The 8,156-nt window shown below is 32.8% G+C and carries 10 protein-coding genes and 1 riboswitch; all 10 genes read left to right on the forward strand.

The features are described from left to right. Positions 1–4 precede the first annotated feature (4 nt). Positions 5–763 carry an ABC transporter ATP-binding protein gene (locus CI949_RS03790; protein ID WP_290763137.1) on the forward strand — a complete coding sequence of 253 codons (759 nt, stop codon included), beginning with the start codon at positions 5–7 and terminating at the stop codon, positions 761–763. A 67-nt stretch (positions 764–830) separates the two neighbouring features. Beyond that, complete coding sequence (locus CI949_RS03795; protein WP_290763139.1) at positions 831–1,457, forward strand: PHP domain-containing protein; 627 nt, start codon at positions 831–833, stop codon at positions 1,455–1,457. A 17-nt stretch (positions 1,458–1,474) separates the two neighbouring features. Further along, positions 1,475–2,698 (forward strand): glycosyltransferase family 4 protein, encoded by a 1,224-nt coding sequence (locus CI949_RS03800; RefSeq protein ID WP_290763141.1) that lies wholly within the window; start codon positions 1,475–1,477, stop codon positions 2,696–2,698. Between the two features lie 102 nt (positions 2,699–2,800). Continuing rightward, positions 2,801–3,952, forward strand: coding sequence for a double-cubane-cluster-containing anaerobic reductase (locus CI949_RS03805; RefSeq protein WP_290763143.1), 1,152 nt, complete (start codon positions 2,801–2,803; stop codon positions 3,950–3,952). Between the two features lie 12 nt (positions 3,953–3,964). Next, entirely contained in the window at positions 3,965–4,729 is a 765-nt protein-coding gene (locus CI949_RS03810) for an acyl-CoA dehydratase activase (protein WP_290763145.1), read from the forward strand. Between the two features lie 91 nt (positions 4,730–4,820). Further along, positions 4,821–5,075, forward strand: coding sequence for a DUF3343 domain-containing protein (locus tag CI949_RS03815; RefSeq protein ID WP_290763147.1), 255 nt, complete (start codon positions 4,821–4,823; stop codon positions 5,073–5,075). A 135-nt stretch (positions 5,076–5,210) separates the two neighbouring features. Beyond that, the gene (locus tag CI949_RS03820; protein ID WP_365941432.1) at positions 5,211–5,687 is read left to right on the forward strand and encodes a C-GCAxxG-C-C family protein; all 477 of its coding nucleotides are present in this window, start codon (positions 5,211–5,213) and stop codon (positions 5,685–5,687) included. A gap of 42 nt (positions 5,688–5,729) precedes the next feature. Beyond that, positions 5,730–6,311, forward strand: a complete 582-nt coding sequence (yedF, locus tag CI949_RS03825) for a sulfurtransferase-like selenium metabolism protein YedF (protein ID WP_290763151.1) — start codon at positions 5,730–5,732, stop codon at positions 6,309–6,311. A 66-nt stretch (positions 6,312–6,377) separates the two neighbouring features. Beyond that, a complete protein-coding gene (gene selD / locus CI949_RS03830) occupies positions 6,378–7,418 on the forward strand; it encodes a selenide, water dikinase SelD (protein WP_290763153.1) in 1,041 nt (346 codons plus the stop codon). Positions 7,419–7,629: 211 nt separating this feature from the next. After that, positions 7,630–7,737: riboswitch (glycine riboswitch) on the forward strand. A gap of 144 nt (positions 7,738–7,881) precedes the next feature. Then, the coding region (locus CI949_RS03835; protein ID WP_290763155.1) for a GrdX family protein at positions 7,882–8,156 on the forward strand (275 nt) is incomplete at its 3' end.

An 8,156-nucleotide genomic window follows, 5' to 3' on the forward strand; every position in this document is an offset into this window, starting at 1 on the left:
ATTGTTGAATCAGATTATAAAGCTCAAAGGTATTAATAAAACGTTCCTTTCACAAAATAATTCTAGCATTAAGGCCTTAAAAAACATTAACTTAAATATAGCTGATAATGAATTTGTATGTTTGATAGGACCAAGTGGCTCAGGTAAATCTACTTTGTTAAGATTGATGGCCGGTTTAGTGCAGCCCACTAAGGGTAAATTAGAGGTTATGGGTAGAAATATAAAAAAGCCAATCAAAGAAGCGGCTATGGTTTTTCAACAATATTCTTTATTACCGTGGAGAAATATAATAGAAAATGTTGCTTTTGGTTTAGAAATTAGAGGAGTTGCCAAAGAAAAAAGATATAAAATAGCCAATAATATTCTTAAAAAATTTGGCTTAAAGGGATTTAATGAAAGTTATCCTTATGAACTTTCTGGTGGAATGAAACAAAGGGTGGCTATTGCAAAAGCGATTGCTATTTCTCCTGAAATTATTTATATGGATGAACCTTTTGGAGCTTTAGATGCTTTTACCAGAACTAAGATGCAAAATAGTTTTAAAGAATATTGGGTTGAAGATAGAAAAACTATTGTTTTTGTAACCCATAGTGTGGAAGAGGCTGTTTTTTTAGGAACTAGAGTTATTGTGATGAGTGCTAGGCCTGGTCGTATAATTGGAGATTATAAAATCGATCTTCCCTATGCTAGAGATAAATGGAATTCAGATTTTGGTCAATATGTCAAAAAATTTACTAAACTAATAAATGCAAATAGCAAGTAATAAAATAATTTTTATGATTTATATCAGTGAAAATATTAATTTTTTTATAGAAGGCTGGGGGTTAAAAATGTTAATTGATATTCATATGCATGAAAAAAAATATTCATCTGATAGTTTTGTTTCTTTAGAAGAAATAGTTGCTAAAGCTAAATCTATAGGTTTAGATGGTATTTGTATCACTGATCATGAGAGTAATCAAATTAAAGCTGAAGCAGCTGAGTTATCTGCTAAAGAAGAGTTTCCAGTTATAGTGGGGGCAGAAGTTTTGACTCAAGCAGGAGACATTCTTGTTTTTGGTCTGAATGATTTACCTAAAGAGAAAATTCCAACTCAGGATTTAATTGATTTAGTAAATGAAGCAGGAGGAATTGCTATTGCCGCCCATCCTTTTAGAGATAATGGAAGAGGAGTTGGAGAGAAAATCAGAAACTTATCTGGTTTAGCTGGAATAGAAACTTTTAACGGCAGTACTAAACCTGATCACAATTTTCAAGCTTACAGTTTGGCTTTAGAGTTAGACCTACCATGTTTAGGTGGCAGCGATACCCATGTAATTGAGAGAGTAGGTAAATTTGTTACTTCTTTTCCTGACTGGGTTAGTACTACTAAAGATTTAATTAAAGCAGTAAAAAACAATGAAGTAATGCCGGTTAATTATAATCATAAAGAGATATCCAATCGTGAGATCAGCTAAGATTGAGGTGGGATAAGATGAAAAAGATACTCCATATTTTAGCTCAACGTCCTGAAAAAACAGGTAGCGGTATTTTTTTGCAGAATATAGTCAAAATAGCAGCTGAACAGGGATATGAACAAGCAGTTATCAGTGGAGTTCCAGCAGATTTAGGAAAAGTTGAGTTTGGAGCTATAGCTGAACAGAAGTTTTATCCAGTTAAATTTGAAACTGAAAGAATTCCTTTTCCGGTAGTTGGAATGAGTAATGTTATGCCTTATCGGAGTGAAAAATATAAAAATTTAACAGCTGAAATGCTTAAAAAGTGGAAAGCAGGATTCAAAGAAGAAATAACTAAAGCAGTGGAAGAATTTAAGCCAGATCTGATTTTAGCTCATCATCTTTGGATTTTGACTTCTTTGATTTCGGAGTTAGTGACTGAGATTCCAATTAAAGCCATCTGTCATGGAACTGGATTAAGACAGTTAAAACAAGCTGAAAAATTTGCTGATTATGTTACTGCAGGCTGTAAAAAAATTGATATAATTTTTGCACTCCATAGTGATCAGAAACAAAAAATAAGCCGTCTATATGATATTAACCTTGAAAGGATTTCAGTCGTTGGCAGTGGTTATGATTCTGATATCTTTTATCCTTCAGATAAGAGTCAGTCTTCAAAACCAATACAGATTGTTTATGCCGGTAAGCTAAGTTCTGCTAAAGGACTTAAATCTCTGATTCGTGTCTGCAGCAAACTTAGTTCTGAATTTGATTTAGAACTTAAACTTGTAGGTGGCGGCAGTGGAGAAGAAGCAGAATGTATAAAAAAATTAGCATTAGCAGCCGATTGTTCGATTGAAATGCCGGGAGTTGTTTCTCAGGTTAAATTAGGAAAAATATTTAGAAAATCTGATATTTTTTGTTTAGCTTCTTTTTCCGAAGGTCTGCCGCTGGTATTAATTGAAGCTTTAGCTTCTGGCTTGCGAGTAGTAACTACTGATCTAGCAGGAGTTAAAAGCTGGCTGGGAAATCAGATAAATAAGACTGGAGCTGTAGAATATGTGGAACTTCCTCAATTAAAAGAATCACATATTCCAGTGGAATCCGAATTGTTTGATTTTGAAAATCGTTTAAAGATTGGACTTAAAAACCAGATTGATAGACTAAGAAGTGGAAATGATTTGGATGGGCCAGAGTTTAGAGAAACAGTTAAAAGATGGTCCTGGGCTGAGGTATTCAAAAATATGGAAGACAACTTTTAAAAATATTAATTGCTAAAAAAATATATAATTTTTATAAATGATCTGGAATACTGATTTAAAAAATAAAAGACACTAAACTAAAAAATTGGAGGAAAATAAATTATGCAGAGTATAGAAGAAATTTTTGACGCTTTAGATGGAGAATTAGAAGGACATGGTCCAATTGCAATGAAGGATATGGTAGAAAAAGAAGGGAAGAATGTTGTGGGTACCTATTGTGTTTTCACCCCTTATGAAGTTATTAGAGCAGCTGCTGCAGTACCGGTAACCCTCTGCAGCACAAGCAATGACACCATTGATGAGGCAGAAAAAGATTTGCCCAGAAATTTATGTCCCTTGATCAAATCAAGTTATGGATTTGCAATTACCGATAAATGCCCATATTTTCATTTTGCAGATATTATTGTTGGTGAAACAACCTGTGATGGCAAGAAAAAAATGTACGAATACTTAGATGAAGTGACACCTGTTCATGTGATGCAGCTACCTCAATCATCTGAGCGAGAAGCTGATTTTGAATTTTGGAAAAATGAAGTAGTATTATTAAAAGAAAGATTAGAAGAAAAATTTGAGACAAAAATTACCGAAGAGCGTTTAGAGGCAGAAATAAAAATTAAAAATGAAGAAAGAAATACCTTAAAAGAATTTTATGAGCTGGCAAAATTAAATCCTTCTCCGATTTATGGAACTGAAATTTTTAAAGTTTTAAATAGATCTAATTATACATTTGATAAAGAAATAGCAAATGAGAGAACAAAAGCAATAACTGAAGAAGTATTAGCTAAGTATAATCAGGGAGAAAAAAGAATTAGTGCAGAGGCTCCCCGTATTTTAGTTACAGGCTGTCCAATGGGGGCTGCAACCTTAAAAGTTATTGAAGCAATTGAAAACAATGGGGGTTCTGTAGTCTGTTTGGAAAATTGTACTGGTTTAAAGCCGAATGAAGATACTGTAGATCAGGACAAAAATCCAATCGATGCAATTGCAGAAAAATATTTAAATACGCCCTGTTCTTGTATGAGTCCTAATGATAATCGGGTTGAGTTAATAAACAGATTGGTAGAAGAGTACCAGGTTGATGGAGTTGTAGATATGATTTTACAGGCCTGCCATACTTATAATGTTGAGACAAAAAGAATTAAAGACGAGCTTAAAGAATCTAATACTCCTTATATCAATATTGAAACAGATTATTCAGAATCAGATAAGGGTCAATTAGCAACTCGTTTAACTGCATTTTTAGAAATGCTGTAAAGGAGATATAAAATGTATTATATTGGAATTGATATTGGTTCAGTTGGCTGTAAAGGAGTTCTTTTTAAAGATCAAATTGTGGATAAGCAGTTATTACCTACGGGCTGGAATCCTCAAAAAAGTGGGGAACAAACACTCAATTATTTATTAGAGGCTAATAATTTGAAAGCTAAAGATATAAAGGGAGTTGTAGCAACCGGTTATGGCCGAGTTTCCCAGCAGTTTGCTGATAAAACTGTGACCGAAATAACCTGTCATGGTAAAGGCGGTTATTATCTTAATAATAAGATTAGAACGATCATTGATATAGGTGGTCAGGATAGTAAAGTAATATCTTTAAATGATGATGGTGATGTTATTGATTTCGTGATGAATGATAAATGTGCTGCTGGAACAGGAAAATTTTTGGAGATGACAATCAATTCTCTAGAAGAACAAATTGATAACCTGGATAATTTAATAAAAGATGATAAAAAAGCTAAAATTAGCAGTATGTGTGCTGTTTTTGCAGAGTCAGAAATCATTTCTCTTTTAGCTGATGGAGTCAGCAAAAGCGAAATAGCTGGGGGTATTATTGATTCGATTATCAATAGAATTAATATTTTGTTGAGCAAGATTACTTTTCAGGAAGATGTTCTTTTCACAGGTGGTCTGGCTCAAAGTGAAGTTATTAAAAATCAGCTGAGTAAAAAGCTGCAGACAAAAGTCTTTAGTTATTCAAATTCTCAATTTGCTGGTGCTATTGGGGCAGCTTTAATCTCAAAGAACAAGTACTAAATAAAATGCTGCAAATTTTAAAATAATAATTTTTTGAGTTATCATTATTTTAGTTTGAAGACATTAAATTTATTATAAAGGAGCAAAAATTTTGAAAGAGTATAATATAATCTTTACTTTTTATTCGACTCATCTGGCTTTAGCATTTGAAAGAGAGCTAAAAAGTAGTGAAATAAATGTAAAAATCACTCCAGTGCCAAGACAGATTAGTTCTTCCTGTGGTTTATCGGGAAGAATTAATGCCCGAGATTTAGAAAGAGTTAAAGAAGTTTGTAGTGATAATCAAATAGAATATGAGGATATATACCAAATTGAGGGAGAAAACTTCAAAAAGATTAAAGTTTGAAAATGATAAGATAAAATTGAAATTAAATACTATTATTGATAAAATCAATAAAGTAGTCATATAATTTAAGAATAGAGGGATATTAGGATGATAAACAAATTAAAATCAATCATTTTTGGCCCAGACTATAGTGAAATGCATAAGAATTTTGAAGATGATATAATTGATCTCAACAGTATCAAAGAAAAAGCAGAAAATTATTATCAAAACGGTGATTTTTACTGTTCGGAATCGATAATTAAAACTTTTATTGAAGAATTCAACCTTGATCTATCAGATGATGTAATAGCTATGGCTTCTGCGTTTCCTGTTGGCATGGGTAATTCTGGCTGTAGTTGTGGAGCAGTCATTGGGGCTCAGATGATGCTTGGCTATTTTTTTGGTAGAAGGCAGGCAGGAAGCAATAAAGTAAATAAGACAATGGAGCTTTCAGCTGAATTACATGATTATTTTAGAGATGCACATGGTTCTCTCTGCTGCAGAGTTTTAACTAAAGATTATAAACTTGGCTCTAAAGATCATATTAAACAATGTGTTGATTTTACGGGTGAGATGGCCTATGTGGCTGCTAAAAAAATATGTAAAGAATTAGATCTAGAATATATAGAGTAAAATTTGAGATTATAATTAATTAAAAAATTGGAGGAATTGCTAATGAAAGAAATTGATGCTAAAGGTTTAGCCTGTCCCAAACCAGTTGTACTTGCTAAAAAAGCTATAACTTCTAATCAGGAAGTACTGGTGATTGTTGATAATCAGACTGCTGCTTCAAATTTAACTAAATTAGGTAAGAAAATGGGAGCTGAAGTTTCAGTTGTCGAAGAATCAGAAACAGAATTTAAAGTCATGTTTAAAAAGAAAAAAAGTAGTGACAACGAAACTGATGGCTCAGAATCAGAAAATAATGGAGCTAAAATTTATTTAATTCCATCAGATACTATGGGAGATGGAGAGCGAGAATTGGGTCAAATCTTAATTAAAGGTTTTATTTCTACTATCAAAGAATTAGACCCTCTACCTGAAAAAATTATTTTCCTTAATTCTGGAGTTAAATTAGCGACCAAAGAAGATATAGTTTTTTATCTAAAAGAACTTGAGGAGCAGGGAGTTGAAATACTTCTTTGTGGAACCTGTGTTGATTATTATGGACTGCAGGCAGAAGTAGGGGTAGGAGAAATAAGTAATATGTTTGAAATTGCTGATAACCTTAACCGCAGAGATGTTGTTACAGTTTAAGCTAGAGTAAGCTTTAAGCTTTTTGAAATGAATTATTAGATTTACAACTAGAAAGTTGGTGTTAAAATGGAAAAAATAAAGTTAACTGATTATAGTAAAACTTCTGGTTGAGCAGCTAAGATGGGCCCTAGGGCTCTGGCGCAGGTTCTGCGTCATGTTAGTTTTCCTGCTGATCCGGAAAAATTACTGATTGGTTTAGATAAAGCAGATGATGCGGCTGTTTATAGTTTGACTGATGATCTTGCTTTGATTCAGACCCTTGATTTTTTCACCCCAGTAGTAGATGATCCTTATTTGTTTGGTCAGATTGCTGCTGCAAATGCTTTAAGTGATGTATATGCGATGGGTGGTCAGCCTATTTTAGCAATGAATATAGTAGGTTTTCCTTCCTGTTTAGAGGGGAAAATTCTTTCGCGTATTCTGCAGGGTGGTGCTGATAAGGTCAAAGAAGCAGGTGCCAATTTATGTGGTGGTCACACTGTAGTAGATGAAGAACCTAAATATGGACTTTCTGTAACAGGTATAGTTCATCCAGATGATCTGCTAAGTAACTCTGGCATTAAAGAAGGAGACCTTATTCTTTTAACCAAACCACTGGGAACAGGTGTTATGATTTCTGCACTTAAAGGTGGTTTTATAGAAGATGCTGAGAATAATCCAGCAGTAAAGTCGATGTTAACTTTAAATAACAGAGCTTTAAACTATTTTGATCAATATCAGATCAATGCTTGTACAGATGTAACAGGTTTTGGTTTGATTGGTCATTTACTTGAAATGTCTGAAAACAGCAGTTTAGAAATTCAAATTGATGCTGCAGAGATCCCTGTTTTTGCAGATGCAAGAGAATTCAGTGAATTTGGACTGCTGCCAGCAGGTGCTTATAAAAATAGAGATAATTATCAGGAGTTTGTAGCTGAAAGTGGTGAAAGAGATCAGACGCTTTATGATTTAATGTATGATCCCCAGACTTCAGGTGGGCTCTTAATTTCAGTAGCAGAAGAAGATGCAGCAGATTTCTTAATTGATCTTTATACTGAAGATATTGAAGCAGCTGTGATTGCAAAAGCTGAAAAAGGAGAAAAGGGAATTAAAATAAAATGGAATTAAGATAAAATTGAATTAGTAAACCTATCCAACTAAGTCTTTGACTTAGTTGGATTTTCTTTCTTAGAAAGGGATTCTTCTTTATTAGAGTTTTAATAAAAACTTAATATTATAAAAATTTATGAAAAATAAATTGACAAAACAATTTTGTTTCTGTATAATAATAATTGCAAGTAATTGTGAAAAAAATATTTTATAAAGTTAAATATTATGGTTGAAGGATACAGGAGAGAGCATACTTTTATGCCGCCGAAGGAGTAAAATTTTTATTTGCTCAAAATAAAAATTGAAACTCTCAGGTAAAAAGGACCGTATCTGGACATAACTCTGGAAAGTTTGTTATTTCAAAAACACCGAAGGAGCAATCTGTTTTATACAGATAATCTCTCAGGTCTACGGACAGAGCAGTAATGGGTTTATTACTCCATTGCTGCTCTGTTTTTTTTGTTCCCAAAAGGAGGAGTTTATGAAAGAGCTAGTTATCATTACAAATAATCCTAAAATAAAAGAAAAATTTGAAGAACTAAAAATTGATTTTGTGGATAACCTTTCTGATGTCTATAATAAAAGTAGGGATTTAGTACACCAAAATTGGAAATTAATATCTCATCCGTTGGCAGGTAGTGTTAAACCTGCTCAGAATCCCTATAGGAGTATAATTATGGCTCCGGCTAAAAAATTAGACTTTTATAGTTTAAATACTATAGAAAATGCTATTCAAAAGCTAAATCAGTTTAATAA

This window comes from Halanaerobium sp. (assembly GCF_003070835.1).